At 45.2% G+C, this 18082-nt stretch carries 15 protein-coding genes; all 15 read right to left on the minus strand.

Translation table 11 applies throughout. From position 1 onward, the window contains the following. Positions 1-251: 251 nt before the first annotated feature. Positions 252-1385 (minus strand): cell division protein FtsZ, encoded by a 1134-nt coding sequence (gene ftsZ / locus BM278_RS08170; RefSeq protein WP_090948862.1) that lies wholly within the window; start codon positions 1383-1385, stop codon positions 252-254. Between the two features lie 24 nt (positions 1386-1409). After that, on the minus strand, positions 1410-2681 hold the full coding sequence (gene ftsA, locus BM278_RS08175; protein ID WP_090948863.1) for a cell division protein FtsA: 1272 nt from the start codon (positions 2679-2681) through the stop codon (positions 1410-1412). A gap of 271 nt (positions 2682-2952) precedes the next feature. After that, positions 2953-3315 carry a small basic family protein gene (locus BM278_RS08180; protein ID WP_090948864.1) on the minus strand — a complete coding sequence of 121 codons (363 nt, stop codon included), beginning with the start codon at positions 3313-3315 and terminating at the stop codon, positions 2953-2955. A gap of 1 nt (position 3316) precedes the next feature. Further along, a complete protein-coding gene (locus tag BM278_RS08185) occupies positions 3317-4048 on the minus strand; it encodes a DUF881 domain-containing protein (protein ID WP_090948865.1) in 732 nt (243 codons plus the stop codon). A 19-nt stretch (positions 4049-4067) separates the two neighbouring features. Then, positions 4068-4775, minus strand: coding sequence for a DUF881 domain-containing protein (locus tag BM278_RS08190; protein ID WP_090948866.1), 708 nt, complete (start codon positions 4773-4775; stop codon positions 4068-4070). Further along, positions 4756-5547, minus strand: a complete 792-nt coding sequence (locus BM278_RS08195; protein ID WP_090948867.1) for a cell division protein FtsQ/DivIB — start codon at positions 5545-5547, stop codon at positions 4756-4758. Before BM278_RS08195 ends, BM278_RS08190 begins: the two co-directional genes overlap by 20 nt. A 138-nt stretch (positions 5548-5685) precedes the next feature. Beyond that, a complete protein-coding gene (gene murB / locus BM278_RS08200; RefSeq protein WP_090948868.1) occupies positions 5686-6597 on the minus strand; it encodes a UDP-N-acetylmuramate dehydrogenase in 912 nt (303 codons plus the stop codon). A gap of 250 nt (positions 6598-6847) precedes the next feature. After that, positions 6848-8179: an IS4 family transposase gene (locus BM278_RS08205; protein WP_090948869.1), complete on the minus strand. Its 1332-nt coding sequence runs from the start codon at positions 8177-8179 to the stop codon at positions 6848-6850. Between the two features lie 199 nt (positions 8180-8378). Further along, entirely contained in the window at positions 8379-9479 is a 1101-nt protein-coding gene (spoVE, locus tag BM278_RS08210; protein ID WP_090948870.1) for a stage V sporulation protein E, read from the minus strand. A 36-nt stretch (positions 9480-9515) separates the two neighbouring features. Further along, positions 9516-10871, minus strand: coding sequence for a UDP-N-acetylmuramoyl-L-alanine--D-glutamate ligase (gene murD / locus BM278_RS08215; RefSeq protein WP_090948871.1), 1356 nt, complete (start codon positions 10869-10871; stop codon positions 9516-9518). Then, on the minus strand, positions 10872-11846 hold the full coding sequence (gene mraY, locus BM278_RS08220) for a phospho-N-acetylmuramoyl-pentapeptide-transferase (RefSeq protein ID WP_090948873.1): 975 nt from the start codon (positions 11844-11846) through the stop codon (positions 10872-10874). Then, entirely contained in the window at positions 11840-12280 is a 441-nt protein-coding gene (locus tag BM278_RS08225) for a hypothetical protein (protein WP_090948875.1), read from the minus strand. Before BM278_RS08225 ends, mraY begins: the two co-directional genes overlap by 7 nt. Then, the gene (locus BM278_RS08230; protein WP_090948876.1) at positions 12274-13746 is read right to left on the minus strand and encodes a UDP-N-acetylmuramoyl-L-alanyl-D-glutamate--2,6-diaminopimelate ligase; all 1473 of its coding nucleotides are present in this window, start codon (positions 13744-13746) and stop codon (positions 12274-12276) included. The genes BM278_RS08225 and BM278_RS08230 overlap by 7 nt, the downstream gene beginning before the upstream one ends. A 108-nt stretch (positions 13747-13854) precedes the next feature. Continuing rightward, positions 13855-15795 carry a stage V sporulation protein D gene (locus BM278_RS08235; protein ID WP_090948879.1) on the minus strand — a complete coding sequence of 647 codons (1941 nt, stop codon included), beginning with the start codon at positions 15793-15795 and terminating at the stop codon, positions 13855-13857. Positions 15796-15867: 72 nt separating this feature from the next. Further along, positions 15868-18078, minus strand: a complete 2211-nt coding sequence (locus BM278_RS08240) for a penicillin-binding protein (protein WP_090948882.1) — start codon at positions 18076-18078, stop codon at positions 15868-15870. Positions 18079-18082: the final 4 nt, after the last annotated feature.

Here is an 18082-nt window from a genome sequence, read left to right on the forward strand (position 1 = left end):
ACCTTAACCCAACACGAAGCAATTTCTGAAAATAGTATATAGTACATCTTATTGGAAAGTCTGTCAATTTATGATGGTAGAAAACAGAAATTTTTGTCAAAGAAACAAGAAAAGCGGAAGTCGCCTGCCTAGCCACAACGGACAAATGTTCTTCGGCCGCAAAGGCGCGCGTCTTTCTGAATAGTTGATTGGAGATCAACTATATTAAAAAAGAAAAAGAGCACGAACCATAAAAGTTCGCGCTCTTTCGCTTAGCGGCGGCGATTGCGGTTGCGGAGAAAAGCAGGAATGTCAAGCGGATCTTCGATTTGGGCGGAACGCAGCGCTGCATAATCTTGCACAGGTTCTTCGCGTTTTTCCCGTTTAGGAGCCGCCGTTATTTTCGGAATCGTGCCAAATCCAGTGCGGGATGGGCGCGATTGTGATGCCACATTTTCATTAAACCCAGTCGCAATAACCGTTACAACAATTTCATCTTTTAAGTCTTCATTAATGACCGAGCCGAAAATCATATTAACATCTTGGTCAGCCGCAGATGCGACAATATCGGCAGCTTCTTGCACCTCATAAAGGCTTAAATTCGTGCCGCCGGTAATGTTCATTAACACGCCTTGCGCCCCATCAATCGACGTTTCTAACAATGGGCTAGAAATAGCTTTTTTAGCCGCTTCTGCCGCACGGTTTTCCCCGCTTGCAATCCCGATGCCCATCAGTGCAGAGCCTTTGTTGGACATAATTGTTTTCACATCAGCAAAATCTAAGTTAATAAGCCCTGGCACCGCAATTAAGTCAGAAATGCCTTGCACCCCTTGGCGCAGAACGTTATCCGCTTCGCGGAACGCTTCGAGCATCGGTGTATTTTTATCGACGATTTCCAACAAGCGGTCGTTTGGAATGACGATCAATGTATCGACCGCTTCTTTCATAGCGGCGATTCCGTTTGCCGCCTGTGTCGCCCGCTTTCTCCCTTCAAACGTAAATGGGCGAGTCACAACACCAACCGTCAATGCCCCTAACTCACGGGCGATTTGCGCAATCACTGGAGCAGCGCCAGTTCCTGTTCCGCCGCCCATTCCCGCGGTAACGAACACCATATCCGCGCCTTTCAGCGCTTCTTCAATTTGCTCTTTGCTCTCTTCTGCCGCTTTTTTTCCCACTTCCGGGTTCGCGCCTGCTCCCAAGCCGCGCGTTAATTTTGCGCCGATTTGCAGCTTTATTGGCGCTTTCGATAAATTCAACGCTTGCGCGTCTGTATTCACCGCAATAAACTCAACACCTTGCACACCGTGTTCAATCATCCGATTGACGGCGTTGTTGCCGCCGCCGCCAACTCCAATCACCTTAATCGTTGCCAATTGATCAACTGTAGTGTCAAACTCCAACATGACTAAATCCTCCCAATTCAATCTCTATTCAAAGAAATAACCGAAAAACTTTTTCACTTTTTTTCCGAAAGTCGCTTCTTTCTTTTTTTGTTTCGGTTGTTGTCTTTGCGGACGTTTCTCAATCGGCTCCACAACGGATGCAGCGACAGGAACCGATTTTCCTTGCAGCGCTGCTTGGCGATAGGCAAATTTGATCAGCCCGACTCCTGTCGTATATTGCGGATCGCGCACCCCTATATAATCAGGCATGGCAATGCGAACGCTGCTTCCTAATACGACATGAGCTAACTCCAATATCCCGGGCATATTCGCTACTCCGCCAGTCAGCACATAGCCGCCTGGCAAATCGCGAAATCCCAGCTTACGGATTTCCTGTTGAACCATTTGAAAAATTTCTTCTAGTCTCGCCTCAATAATATCGGCAATTTCCAGCTGGCTAAACTGCTGACGTTGATCAGTGCCGATGATCGGAACATCAAATACTTCTTCTTCTGAAGCAAGATCATAAAAAGCGTGTCCATGCTTTAATTTAATTTTTTCCGCATCCTCTGTCGACGTTCGAAGCCCGATCGACAAGTCTTTTGTAATATGATCGCCTCCAACCGGCAAAACGGAAGTTGCCTGCAAAAAACCTTGTTCGAAAATGGCGATGGTCGTTGAACCGCCACCGATATCAACTAACGCCACTCCTAAATTTTTTTCATCATCCGATAGGGCAATGGAACCAGCAGCAAGCGGCTGCAGGCAAATATCACTTATTTCCAACCCGGCTCTTTCCACGCAACGAAGCAAGTTATGTAAAATCGTTTTCGCACCGGTAATAATCGTTCCTTCCATTTCGAGGCGGACGCCGAGCATTCCCCGTGGATCGTTAATCCCGTCCAATCCATCGACGATAAACTGCCGCGGAATGACGCCAATAATTTCCCGATCTGGAGGGATCGACACGACTTGCGCGGCGTCCATTACACGCGCAACATCTTCATCGGTGATTTCGCGGTTTTCGCTGGAAACGGCGACGATGCCGTGGCAATCTTGAAGCTGCACATGATTGCCGGTCACACCGACAATGACCCGGCGAATCGTTAAACCGATCATCCGTTCCGCCTGTTCAACCGCTCTTTTGATCGATTGCACCGTTTTATCTATATCAACAATGGCTCCTTTTTTGAGCCCTTCTGATTTCACATTTCCTACTCCAATAATGTTGAGTGACTCGTTTAACATTTCCCCGATTATGACTTTGACGCTGGATGTGCCAATGTCAAGACTAACGACGATTTCATTGCTGCTCATTTCTTGGTACCTGCCTACTAAAATCGTATATTTACCGCCTTGCTTAAATCAACGATCGAGCTTTACATCCATTTTTGCGGTTGATTGCGCATTTTAGATTTTAGTAAGCAGTGACACCTCCTTTAGCTGAATTTATCCATCCCGATGGACAGATACGTTAAAATTGATAACAGAACGTTCGCTCATCACCGGCAATCATTTATATATAAAAGGACGATCAAATCATTTTACTCATATATTCAACATTTGAAGAAACTTTCCTTTTTTCCGCTTAACTTTTTTCACGGTTTTGTCGCCTTTCCATCCATTCGGCAAGAAGGAGGCGACGAATAACGGCAATATTTTGAAAAAGGCGTACCCCAAATGCAAATACAGCTGCTAAATACAAGTCTACACCAAGATGGACACCAAGAAAAGCTAAAGTTGCGGCCAAAATAATGTTAAAAAAGAACCCTGTTATAAATACTATTTCGTCATATGTCTGCTGTAAATGGGCGCGGATGCCACCAATTAATGTATCAAATGCTGCGAGGATTGCAATAGATAAATAGTTGGAATATTCATCGGGAACGCGCAAATCAGTCAGCAGTCCTATGATTAAACCAGCCAATAAGCCGATGAGCGGAAGCCACATATTACTTTTCCTCCTTTTCGGCTATTGCCGCTTCCATATATTTCACGCTCCTGTTTTTTTCAGACGGCGGAACAACGACTGAGGCTAACGGTTTCGAAACAACAAGCTGCAAATTTTCAACGGCGAAATCATCACGAATGGTCGATACGTTAAGCCGGTTATAAAGCATCTCCGCATCATCAGCGATTACTTTTACTTCAATTGGCAACGAAGAAATTTTGCGATCCCCGATTTTCGTCGCGCCGTTCACGTCGCGAATCGCCGTCGTGTTCGTCATCCGCTCCTCGGCAACAGCAATTTCTTTCGCTCCATACATGTTTAGTTCATTAATAAGCCGCTGCAACAGTTCTGGAGAAACCGTTTCCGTGATTGGACCCGTGTAATTGTCTGGATAAAACGATTGAATCGTTAAAACAAGGCCAGCTCCTTTGACTTCCGTCAATCCGGCTTCTTTCTGCAATTCGCTTACTGTTTCTCGCAAAACCGCTTCTTTCCGAGCAGATTGCTTTTGCTGATAGCTTCGCATCTTTTCTTCATACTTTTCAATGTCTGACAAAAGCTGCCGCTGCAGCTGCTGTTCTTTTTTCAAATCAGCGCGCAATTCCCAAATATCGCGTGTGTCGCGGACTTTAGGGTGCGATGTCGTGTGAAGTTGAACTGCTAGCATAAATCCGAAAATTGCCGTAATGCAAGTAAAATATATCGTTTTTTTCCGTTCCAACCATCTCACCATTCTTTCCATCCAAAACCGTCTATTTATGATTAGCGTGAAAGACGGGATCTAACACGATTTCATCTTTGCTAGCAATCTTTACTATTATGTTATCTTGAACAAGCAGATCCTTTACCCCACCGGGAATGTTCAACGCGGAAGCGAGAACTGTCGGATTGCCGATTGCGGAAATGACGAAAGGAGCAGCATGTTGCGTGCCGTCCACTTCAATCACAGGGCCGTTGCAAACGATATACGAGCGGTGGGAAATTCGCTGCCCATTAATCGCTATTGCTTCCGCACCGGAAATAAGCAGCTCGTGTATGACCTTAAAGACGTGTTGTTCGTGCACGATGTAGTCTGTCGCGCTTTGTTCAGAAGGAATATAGGAGGCATCGGATAACGTTATTTCAATCCCTTTTCCTTTCACTTTTGACTCTCCGACATACATGCGCAATTTTTCCGCCTGTTTTGCCAAATCCGTATACGCTGTCCGTTCGTCCGCCAACGTTTTTTCTATTTCCGCAATTTTATCTTGTTTTTGCACTAATTCATTTTTCAGTTGGCGATTTTCTTTTTGCATTTGAATCAATTGCTTTCGATATTCATATTCTTTTTGCCACTGCCTGTCGGTTATATTTTGTTTTGCTGTTTCTGTTTTTGTATATTGATAAGAAAACGAAAGCATAAACCCGAGTATGAAACAGATCAAAGCGAGGATGACACGATTACCTTTCCGTTTGGCCATTGTCATCCTCCTTTTTCGGCTGTTTATAGGCGGTAAAATAATTGCTTACTTCTAGATGGATTACCCCTTTTACCCTTGGATCTAATTGCTCGACAATAGACGGATACAATGACATTTTATCGGCAAAGTTTTGCACGTTTGCGCTTACTTCGAAACCATCGTTCATATAAACGGTAATATGGTAACGGTCATCATTGCTTGGTGTGTAATGAATTTCAGAAATGGCGTTTAATATCGATGGGGAAAGCTGCGCCAATTGTCCCGCGATTTCTTGAATGTCCTCTCCTTTTTTCCAATTGATTAAAATCGGCGCATCGCTTGGCGCGGTTTTCGATGTGCGTTTTTTCAGAATGTAACCATTCTCTAAAAGCGGGAAAAACGTTTGCTTGTCATAAATGTAAGCGATTCTCCGCCGTTCTTTCACGTGGATGGTAATCGTATTCGGAAAATGTTTTTCCAATGTTACGCTCTTCACTTCCGGATGTTTCTCAATATTCCGGCGAACTTCTTCTTCCTTTACTTTCCAAAAGCTTGTCCGCTTTGTGATGCCGCTTAATTGTATCACTTGTTTCTCGGAAAGATGACGATTCCCGTCAACTTGAATATGGCGGACATAGCTTAACGGCGATTGGAAATAAATCATACATAAAATGAGAAGAAAAAAGAAAGAGATATACGCGATTAAACGACGATTGGCTTTTTGCCTCCGCCGTTCTTTTAATTTCGGCACCCGTTCCTCAAGAACAACAATTTTTCCTTTTTCCAAAGCCATTCACCGCTTTCTGGATAAACTCGAAAGCACGTTTATATAAACAAACGGCACATCTGATGCCGTTACATTTCTCTGTTCATCACGCAGGCAAACGTGTTTTTATCATATCAATAATATTGTAAAATAGAGAGTTAGATTTTACAACTTCCGGCCAATAATTTCTACTTCTGTCTGCAAATGAATACCGTACAATTCATAAATCGTTTTTTTCACAAAGTGAATCAAGTCTAGTACATCTTTTGCCTTCGCCTTTCCCGTATTAACGATAAAATTGGCATGCTGTTCAGAAATTTTTGCGCCGCCAATCGTATATCCCTTTAAACCAGCCTCTTCGATAAGCTTTCCGGCATGTTGCGGCAAAGGATTGCGGAAAACGCTGCCCGCGCAAGGTTTATCCCACGGCTGCGTCCTGCGGCGATAATCTTTGTTTTCCCGCATTTTTGCAACAATTTCTTCACGGTTCCCGGAAGTAAGCTGGAGTTCAGCCACTATGCAAATTCCACGCCGCTTTGTTTGCAATACAGAAGTGCGATACGCAAATTCCATCTCCTCGTTCGTCAACCATTCCATCGTCCCATCTGGAAATAAAATTAGCGCTCTTTTTACGATTTGCGACATATCGGAACCGTGTGCCCCTGCGTTCATATAAACTGCTCCGCCAACCGAACCAGGAATTCCGCCGGCAAATTCCAATCCGGATAATCCTTGCTTGCTCATTAACATAGCAAGACGCACTAATGAATATCCTCCGCCGACCGTCACGGTTTCCCCGGCAACATGCAATTCATCCAATCCTTCGTCCATTTTGATGACAACCCCTTCGACCCCTTCGTCAGAAACAAGCAAATTGGAACCGCGACCAATTGCACGCCACGGCACTTCATACTTTTTTACAATCGCCATTGCTTTTTTTAAACTTTCTATGCTGGACGGTTCAATCAAGACATCCGCAGGGCCGCCGACTTTCATTGTCGTATAGTTCGCCAAAGGCTCCCGCTCCTTTACTTTTCCAACGTTAGCGTTTACCAATTCCTTTATCATTGCCTTCATCTCTCCCATCTCCTTTCCATAACCGCCTATGTATATACGTATGCTCATTTCATCTCAGACGTCACCATTGCGTATATCGTAAACAAAATGAGAGGGTGTCCCCATACCCGTCAAGTTAGCGGTATAAAATTTTTTAGGATGATACGCATGTTCGAAAAATCAATCAAAGGATGAAGAGAAAACCAAATGCTGGGCATGCCAAATAACCCTCAAGAAGAGGGTTATTTGGCATTTATATCCATAACCTACACTACCATATCCCCAATTTCTTTAAAAGATCCGATACCGTTTCCTCTCCTTTCCTTCGGTCTTTCCTCGCGTGTTTCCTTAACAGAGACAGGAGAGATGGAAGGGCGGTTTCCATCGCTTGGGGATGCAAAAGAAACCGATGCCAATACGATTGGAGGATATTAAGCGCTTTCCATTCACTGATCTCGATTCCCTCCCGTTGATGCCAATACCTTCGGGCTTGGAACAGAAGAGTCTGCGTGACTAAAATGGCAATCAATGTCCCATATAAGTGGCATTCGAATCGTTCCTTCTTCATCTTTTTGACACGGTCAAGGTCAAATAAGGATTTCCAGCCCTTAAATAACAGCTCCACTTGCCAGCGCAGCGAATACAGCTCATAAACTTGTTGCGCATCAAACGATTCTTGTGGTAAATTGGTCAGTAAGATGTGATATTTCTTTTGTTCAAGGGTTTGGCGTGACAGCGCCTTCCCTTTCTTTTTTTCCTTTTTCCGCACGTACGCCAGCCGTTTTTCCCATTCTTCCGCCGTGAGACGGCGAAAAATCAGACGCGGAACATACAGGCGTTGGTGTCCGATATACACGTGTTCCACTTCCACGGCTTCCCCCTCGTCCAATCGATTTCCTATCGATTCCCAATCCCATTCGTGCCACTCCCCGTCCTGTTTGATATAGACTTTGATATCGGAACGCAACCGGGTAATATAATAAGCACCTCGAGCATCGATCTCCGCCAGCGTGGCGAGTGAAAAAAACCCCAGATCCCGAATGCAAAGGTCATTCGGTAAAATCGTGTGCTGGGTATGATAAGCAAAACGGGCATCGGAATCATTGGCCTGTTGGACGCACAGCTGAAGACAGGTTCCCGATAACAGCTCATACTCAAATTGGATTTTGGCGCCAGATGAAACCGAACCTTGATAGTCCTCACCATAGTCGGCCGGAAGTAAAAAACTGGTAGAGTCTAAGATCCGCAGACGGGTGAAACAAGCGCGATACATCTCGGTGATGGAAGAGAGTGCCGGACGTTGATGCATCAGGAGAGTAAAAAAGACCTCTTTTAAAAACGCCACGGCACGAGGCGTAAACCGCTGATTCAGTCCTTCATTCGAGAGAGAGCAATCATGCCAGAGCGCCAAATCGGCACACAACCGCTGAAGCGACTGACAGGCGAGCGATCCGTCTCCCCAAGCACATAGCGTCAGAAAGGCTTCCGCTGTTAATGAACGCTGCCGCTGAATGAATCCGACTTTCCGTGCCAGACGGGTCAGTTCTTCAGAGGAGAAGAGTTGACGAATCGTTTTTATCCATGCCTTCATCTTTTTTGCCATCAAAAAACAATCCTTTCCAACGATGATTTTCGTTAGAAAGGATACCATGTTTTTGGCGCTGAAAAAAGATCAAATTCTTAACTTGATGGCTATGGAGGGTGTCCCTCTAAATTTGATTAGAGAGATACCCTTTTTTCGAGCAACGAAGCTTGATACGACTTTTCCTTGACAAAAACTTTTAGGCAACCAGCAGATGCGCCTAATATCTTGCGTGTTTGCTAATATTCAGCAAAACGCCGATCGCCATTAACATCAACGTCAGCGACGAGCCGCCGTAACTCAAAAACGGTAATGTAATTCCCGTTACCGGCATTAATCCTGTAACAACCCCGATATTAATCATCACTTGAATCGCCACCATACAAATAATGCCGATAGCAAGAAAACTCCCGTACAAATCCGGCGCGCCAAGCGCGATGCGCACCCCGCGCCAAAGCAGCAAGCTAAATAAAAGCAACACAAGCGACCCGCCAATAAAGCCAAGTTCCTCTGCTAAAATCGCAAAAATAAAGTCCGTTTGCGGCTCAGGCAAATAAAAAAACTTTTGCCGGCTTTGTCCCAATCCTAAGCCAAATAACCCGCCAGGACCAATCGCGTACAGCGATTGGATAATTTGAAATCCGCTTCCAAGCGGATCTTCCCAAGGATTTAAAAACGAAGTGATCCGCTTTATTCGGTACGGTGCTGACAAAACAAGCGCAACAAACCCTGCCAGTCCAAGCACTCCTAACCCGATAAAGTGACTGACGCGCGCGCCAGCGACAAAAATCATGGCAATGCACGTCCCAACCATTACCGTTCCTGTTCCTAAATCCGGCTGAAGCATGATCATGCCAAACGCAATAAACAGAAGCATCAAGGCAGGAAGCAGCCCTCGTTTAAACGAGGTAATATTTTTTTGGTTTTCCGATAAATATTTCGCCAAAAAGGCGATCATGGCGAGTTTCATAAATTCTGACGGCTGAATGGAAAACGCACCGACGCCAATCCAGCTGCGCGATCCGTTGCGAACCATGCCGACTCCGGGGATTAATACGAGCACAAGCAAAACGAAACACGCGATCATCAACGCTTTTGACCAATCGCGCCACGTCCAATAATCGATATTCATAATAACGAACATCGCGATGATTCCCACGCCGGCGAACAAAAGCTGCCGCTTCGCAAAGAAAAACGAATCGTGAAACTTATATTCCGCCCAAATCGCGCTGGCGCTATACACCATAATAAGCCCAATCGCCAACAGCGAAAACGTAAGGATAATCAGCAAAAAATCAGGCGTAGACTTTTTCCGCGGCAATGCCCAACACCTCTGCTTTTTTAATGTCCTTCCTCTCTATTTCAACTTATGCACGGCGTTGATAAAAATGTCCCCTCTTTGTTCAAAAGTTTTATACTGATCCCAGCTCGCGCATGCCGGCGATAGTAAAATGACGTCACCCGGTTCGGACAATCGATAGGCGACCGGCACGGCTTTTTCCACATTATCGACATATTCGATCGTTTCTATTCCCGCCTGTTTCGCGACGCGGGCGATTTTTGCCGCCGTTTGTCCAAACAATATGATCGCCTTTACGTTTCGCAAATAAGGAAGAAGGTCATCAAATTCATTGCCGCGGTCTAGCCCGCCTGCCAAAAGGATGACGGAATCTTTTTCAAAAGCGGACAACGCTTTTTGTGTCGCAAGAATATTCGTTGCTTTTGAATCATTGAAAAACTTTCTTCCGTCAATCGTAGCGATATATTGAAGCCGATGCTTCACTCCCGCAAACGTCGTCAAAACCCGAGCAATCGCTTTATTGTCTACGCCTGTTAATTTAGCAACAGCAACAGCCGCCAATATATTTTCTAAATTATGTTTTCCAGGAAGGACAATGTCGGAAATAGCAATCACTGCTTCGTCGTTCCAATAAATCCAACCATCTCTTATATAAGCGCCACGGTCCAATATTTTCGTTGCGGAAAAAATGACTTTTTGCGCACAGGCATTCTCGGCAAGCCGCATCACAAGCTCATCATCGGCATTGACAACCGCATAGTCTTCGTTTGTCTGGTTTTTAAAAATATTCGCCTTTGCCTGCGCGTAAGCTTCTTTTGTGCCATGGTAATCTAAATGCGCATCGAAAATGTTTAATAAAACGGAAATGCGCGGACGAAAGTCGCGAATCCCCGCTAGCTGAAAAGAGGAAAGTTCAGTGACGAGCCAATTGTTTGCTTCCGCTTTTTGCGCCACTTCACATGCAACCATTCCGATATTTCCGGCAAGCAGCGGGCGTTTTTCCCCTTCGCGCAACATTTCGTAAATCAATGTCGTTGTCGTCGTTTTTCCATTAGACCCGGTGATTCCGATAAACGGCGCTTCGGAAATATGGTACGCTAACTCCACTTCCGTGATCACCGGCAATCCTTTTTCGATTGCTTTTTTAACCATTGGATTTGTATATGGAATACCGGGATTTTTCACGACAAGATCAAAATGCTCATCCAAAAGCTCAAGCGGATGCCCGCCGCAAATCACCCGAATTCCCAATTGTTCTAGCCGTTGCGCTTCCTCATTTTCTTCAAACGGCTTTCGATCGTTTACCGTAACGTTCGCTCCAAGTTCATGAAGCAGTTTCGCTGCGGCAAATCCGCTTTTCGCTAAACCGATGACTAATACCCGACGTTGTTGATAAAAAGCTGCCTGTTTCAATTAGATCCACACCTCGATATAAATTCCTAGCATTGCAAATAATAAGCCGACCGCCCAGAACGTGACGACAACACGCCATTCCGACCAGCCGAGCAACTCGTAATGATGATGCAACGGGCTCATGCGAAATACGCGTTTTCCCGTTGTTTTAAATGAAATGACTTGAATAATGACGGACAACGTTTCAATCACAAATACTCCGCCAATAATAACGAGCAATATTTCCAGCTTCGTTAAAATAGCCACAGTCGCGATCGCTCCGCCTAACGCGAGCGACCCGGTATCCCCCATAAACACTTTCGCTGGATGGGCGTTAAATACTAAAAATCCTAGCACCGCCCCAACAACGGAGACGCAAAAAATCGAAATGTCGTATTGGCCTTGGTTCCAAGCGAGAACCGCATAAGCGCCGAATGCAATGGCCGCCGTCCCAGCCAATAAGCCGTCAAGCCCGTCGGTTAAATTGACCGCATTTGAACCGCCGACAAGCATAAAAATAAGCAATAGCACATAGCCAAAGCCAAGATTAATGGAAAGATCTGTCCCCGGAATATGCAAGGCAGTGGAAAAACCGCTGCGCTGATACACAAAGTAAAAAACAATGGCAATGATTAGCTGTCCAATGAACTTTTGCTTGCTTGTCAAACCAAGATTCCGCTTCATCACCACTTTAATAAAATCATCTAAAAAGCCAAGCAGACCATAACCAATCGTCACAAACAGCAGTAAATACGTTTCCACGGAAAGACTCGCAAATTTTTTCGTCATCCAAATCGTTGTCACGACGATGGAAAGTAAAATCATAATGCCACCCATCGTTGGGGTACCCGACTTTTTTTGATGCGATTTCGGGCCTTCTTCCCGTATGCTTTGCCCGAATTTTAACCGCCTTAAAAACGGAATAAAAATCGGCGATAGTATGACGGTAATCAAAAATGAAAGAACAATGGCAAAAACAATGACTTGCTCTAGCATGATCGGTCACATCCTTCTTGTCCTTGAGCGCATATCCGTTTCTGTTGTAGCTGTTTGAGAGCATCCAACACCGCTATATCATATGAATGATTTTGTTCATTATGCGAAGAAATGGTAAGGTGAAACGTTGTTTTTTCCAATTGTCCATACGTATTTAAAAGCTCTTCTAACGCTTGAAGCGGCGATGAAACAAAAAAGATCGGAAATTGATTTGGAATATAGCGCGGCAATGCCTCGCTTTCTTGCCAAAGTGCGGCGATCGCTCCATGTTCGATCGCGATTTTTAGCGTTTCCGTCCCGCTCCCTAGCGGAACGAACAGTCCCTTCGGCGCATGCTCATAAGGGTCGACAAACACGTGGTGGAACGCAATCGTGTCATCGACAATTCCGCGCACGTTTTTGCATAACCGTTTCACCATTTCGTATGTCAGCATGTTTTCTTTCGCTCCTTGATCGCTTCCCTCGCAACAAGTCGGTCATCAAATTCAATGACACGATCGCCAATAATTTGATACGTTTCATGCCCTTTGCCCGCGATTAAAACAATATCGCCTTCTTGCGCCTGCTCAACCGCGTAATCAATCGCCTCCTTGCGATCAACGATCGTCACATAACGCTCGCCGGGAACGCCTGCTTCCATGTCGCGCAAAATTCGCTCAGGCTCTTCGGAACGCGGGTTGTCAGAAGTGAAAATGGCCATATCGGCGTATTTGACCGCCACTTTTGCCATCAACGGCCGTTTTGTCCGATCTCGGTCGCCGCCGCAGCCAACAACAACATAAACTTTTTTTCGGGCAAATTGCCGAACCGTTTTTAAGACGTTTTCCAAACTATCTGGCGTATGGGCATAATCAACAATTACTGTAAAGTTTTGCCCTTCATCGACTGTTTCAAACCGCCCCGCAACTCCAGAAATTTCTTCAATCGCCTCCACAATAACAGGGAATGGAATCCTCGATACAAGGCAGGCGGAAACGGCTGCAAGCAAATTATATACGTTAAACAATCCGATCAACTTCGTTTTTACGCGCGCCGTGCCATGCGGTGTGATAAGATCAAACGCCATTCCGTTCGGAACGATATCAATCCGCTTTGCCATAATATCGCTATCTGTTTTTATTCCGTATGTAATCACAGTCGCAGCCGTCATATGCTTATAATATTGCGAAGCAGGATCATCATTGTTTAACACCGCAAACTTTGGCCGCTTATGGTCGTACCGATTTCCAAGCTGGGCAAACAGCAGCCCTTTCGCATTGCGATATTCTTCCATCGTCCCATGATAATCAAGATGATCTTGCGTTAAATTGGTAAACACAGCAACATCATAGTCGCAACCGTGCACGCGTCCCATATGAAGGGCATGTGAAGACACTTCCATGACGGCAACGTCAACGCCTTCATCGACCATTTGCTTAAACGTTCGTTGCAACAGCAACGATTCGGGCGTCGTATTTTGCGTTGGATACGCATCATCGCCAATTTTAATCTGTACCGTCCCGATTAACCCTGTTTTTTTATTTGCTTTTCTCGCGATGTGCTCTATTATATGAGTCGTCGTCGTTTTTCCGTTTGTGCCCGTCACGCCGATTAAATGCAAGCGATGTGTCGGCTGCCCGTAAAACGCATCGGCAAGCACCGCCATCGCCCGCCGGCTATCGCGGACGACAATAACAGGCACATCGACATCGAGAGGCCGTTCGGCAATAATTGCTACAGCCCCATTTTCCACTGCCTGTTTCGCAAAATCGTGTCCATCAACGGTAAACCCTTTGATGCAAATAAACAATGCCCCTTTTTTTACTTGTCGCGAATCCATTTCAATGGAAGTAATCGTCGGGTTTTCGCCGACGTATGCCGTAAAATCATGCAAATACGAAAGCAACGTCTGCAGCTTCACTTTTATTCATCCTTTCGCTTCATCGTTCTCACTTAAAAACAAAACAACCAAAAGCGGAAAAAAGGGGCGAGATATAGATGACAACCTACACTAGCCGCCCCTCGAGATCTATTCGCCTTCATGGAATGTCTCTGTCTTTGCTGTTAAATAAACGCGAATGGTCGAACCTTCTTTTACTTTCACTCCAGGTTTTGGAGCTTGCTCGATGACAACGTCACCTTCTCCACTAACATCTAATTTTAAGTTAAAAAGTTGCTCTTGCAAGTCTTTTTTCGATAAGCCGATTAAATTCGGCACCTCGATCATTTTCGGATCATTCCACGCCCGTTCTTTTTCCATTTGATTTTTTCTTAGTTTGACGCCAAGCACGCGCAAACTGTCTTCCATAATTTTTCCCACAATTGGAGCGGAGACGACGCCGCCAAACTGCACCGTTCCTTTCGGATTGTCGACGGCAACATAAACGACAAGCTGCGGATCGTCCGCCGGAGCAAAGCCGATAAATGAAACGATATGGTTATCTTTTAAATATCGGCCACCTTTCGCTTTTTGCGCCGTCCCCGTTTTTCCGCCGACGCGATACCCTTCAACATAGGCACCTTTTCCTGTTCCTTGAGCAACGACGCTCTCTAGAGCATAGCGAACTTGTTTGGATGTTTCCTCGGAAATAACGCGGCGCTTCGCCTTTGGCGTATTGCGGACGACCACCTTTCCTGTCTCAGGGTCCACCCATTGTTTCGCGATATATGGCGTATACAAAATTCCGCCGTTTACCGCCGCAGAAACAGCGGCAACCTGCTGAATCGGCGTCACCGACACCCCTTGGCCAAAAGCTGTTGTCGCTTGTTCGACAGGTCCAACACGTTTCAAATCAAATAAAATTCCGGTTCCTTCCCCTTGCAGATCAATTCCTGTTTTTTCCCCAAAACCAAACTGTTTTATATAATAAAATAGCTTTTCTTTTCCAAGCCGCTCCCCCAGTTCGACAAAGCCCGGATTGCACGAATTTTGCACAACTTCTAAAAAAGTTTGCGACCCATGCCCGCCTTTTTTCCAGCAGCGCAACGTAGCACCTGCCACTTTTACATATCCCGGATCATAAAAATGATCTTTCAATAAGTCGACTTTTTTTTCTTCTAACGCCGCAGCAAGCGTGATAATTTTAAACGTCGACCCAGGCTCATATGTGCTCCAAACCGGCAAGTTACGGTTGTAGATTTCCGGAGGCACGTTTCGATAGTTTGCCGGGTCAAACGTCGGACGGCTCGCCATCGCTAAAATTTCTCCCGTATTCGGGTTCATTGCGATCGCGATTATGCCGTCCGGATTGTACTTTGCTTCGGCAATATCAAGCTCCCGCTCCACGATCGTTTGGATGCGCGAATCGATCGTAAGCATCAAATTCAGCCCGTCTGTCGGCGGCGTATATTCATCCGCCATATTCGGCATTCTTTTTCCTTTCGCGTCCGAATAAAATTGCACCGAACCGCGTTGCCCGCTCAATTCCTTATCGTAGTAAAGCTCCAACCCCATCAAACCTTGGTTATCGATGCCGGTAAATCCTAAGACGTGCGACAAATAACTGCCGAACGGATAATAACGTTTCGTATCTTCCGCGATATATACCCCTTTTAGGCCGAGCGCCCGAATTTCTTTTGCTTTTTCATTCGATATTTTTCGCCCTTCCGGAATGCGTTCGATGGAGTTTTTTTTCGTAATGTGCTTGTACGCCTTTTCCACGGGCATATTTAATACTTTCGCCAACTTTTCCGCCGTTTCTGCCGGGTTTTCAATTTGGCGCGGAATGACGTATACGGTTGGTGCGCTCATATTCGTGGCGAGCGGAACGCCGTTGCGGTCCAAAATTTCCCCGCGTTTCGGTTCAAACGGAATGTTTCTGCTCCATGAACCTTTCGCTCGTTCCGTTAACGTATCTCCAATAATCAATTGGACATACCCGAGGCGAATGTCAATAATGGCAAAAATGAGCACTCCAATGAGAAACACAATCATCAGCCGTTTGCGGACAGTGACGTGGGAAACGCGCATATAGTGGAACCCCCTTTTATGATAGGCTCGTTCCACTATATGCTTGTACGCTTTATTATAGAACGCCTTGAATCACTCAACTGGACCGTCGGTTTTCTTCCTTGATGCTTCCTTTTGTTCTTGTTCCATTCTTTCCTTCCATTTTCGTGGTTCTTCCAGTTCTACAATTAAGTAATCCCCTTTCTTAACTAACGAGCCCGGTCGAATATTTTGGCTGACGACATATCCATTTCCTTTTGTGCTCGGATGAAGCTTTAGCAGTTCCGCTACTTTCATCACATCGCGCAGCGACCAGCCGCGCACATCCGGCATTACTGTCTTTCCGTTCGTTTTTAGCACCACTCGCTCTCCAGTGATAACCGTATCTCCAGATATTGGGATATGCTCTTCCACTTGCTGTCCATTTCCGATGACAACCGGAACAAGCCTTTTTTCTTTTAATTCTTTCACAACTTCTTCTGTGGAACGTCCGATATAAGAGTCAATTTTAATTCCTTTCGCTTTTGTTTTTGACGTTTTCAGATTAGAAGAAGGCTGAATATGCAAATATTGCAGGCTATTTTTCATGACGCTAGTAAAAATATGAGAAACAGGGGCTGCTCCTGTCTCCGTATAAGATAGTTTTGGCTGCTGGACAGCGACATACATAATTAAGCGCGGATCTTCTTTCGGGGCCATTCCTAAAAAGGAAAAAATATAGTTTTGGTAGCCGGTTAAATATCCACCGTGTGGTGACGGGATTTGCGCCGTTCCTGTTTTTCCGGCGACCCGATACCCTTCGATTTGGTACGGGCGCCCTGTTCCTTTCTCCGAAGTAACGACCGTCTCCAGTATATCGAGCACTTTTTGCGCCGTTTCTTTTGTAATCGGCTGTTCTACTACTTCCGGCTCGTTTTTTACAATAACTTTTTTTGTATCTGGATCGACGATGCGATCGATAACATATGGCTTCATCATTTTTCCGCCGTTTGCGATCGCAGTTGCCGCTTGAATTTGCTGAATTGGCGTCACCGATGTTCCTTGGCCGAACCCTGTCGTTATTCTTTCAATCGGATATTTATAGTGAATTTGTCCTACCGCTTCTCCCGGAAGATCTATCCCTGTTTTCCGATCAAAATGGAAACGATGCAAATATTGCAAAAAGCGGTCTTCCCCCAATTTTTCTTTTACTAAAATCGAAAAAGCGACATTGGAAGAGCGTTGTACGCCTTCGTTAAACGTAATCGTTCCCCAACCTACTTTGTTATGGTCGCGAATAATATTTCGCCCCACTTTATAATAGCCAGACCGATATTGCTCATTCCCGTTATACACACCTTCGTTAATGGCAGCAGCAAGCGTAAAAATTTTCATGGTCGACCCCGGTTCATACGGATAGGAAATCGCGTCATTAAAATAGTTTCGTATATTGCGCTTATTCGGGTCAAAGCTCGGTCTTGTTGCCATTGCCAAGATTTTTCCTGTTTTCGGATCTGCCACAATCGCGATTATTTTTTTTGGCCTATATTGTTTTTCAACGTCGTTCATCGCGTCTTCCAAAAACGTTTGTATTTTTTGATCGATCGTTAAATAAACATTCGCTCCATTATCCGGCGGAATGATCGTTTCTTTCGAATTTGGAAGGCGAAATCCGTTCACGTCCCCAGCGAAAGACACATAACCGTCTTTTTCGCGCAAATACTTATCTAAACTTTTTTCTATTCCCATCTTTCCAACCGTTTTATTTTTGTCGTTTTTTTGCGCATAGCCAATGACGTATGAAGCAAAATCGCCGTTCGGATAAAATCGGTTTGTATCACGAATGAAACCGATCCCCGGCAGATTTAGCGCCTCAATTTTTTCTTTCAATTCATAGCTAATGTTTCGTCCATTCGCGCCAAACTCGACTTGCTTTGCATCTTTTGTTAAAATCCGCTCCACTTCGTCCACATCCATCTTGAGCAACGGGGCTAATTTTTTCGCCGTCTTTTCGGGATCAACAACATGTCTCGGATGATCAGGATCTGTCGTCATTTTTGGATCAAGGACGGCTACCACCGTATAAGATGGCATATCTTGGGCAAGCACTTCGCCATTTTGGTCAAAAATCGTTCCCCGCTTTGCTTCAATGGTGCGCTTTTGCTTATACTTTTCTTCCGCCTTTACCGCTAACACTTGGCCATCGGCAACGCCTGTTACCTGCAGCTGAATAAAACGAGCAAATAACACAAAAAAGAGCAGACTGAACAGGAAAAATAATATAGCTGCTCCTTTATGCGTATTGCTATGCTTTTTCTTTTCCATCGTC

It is taken from the genome of Parageobacillus thermantarcticus (genome assembly GCF_900111865.1).
In the GTDB taxonomy this organism is placed as follows: domain Bacteria; phylum Bacillota; class Bacilli; order Bacillales; family Anoxybacillaceae; genus Parageobacillus; species Parageobacillus thermantarcticus.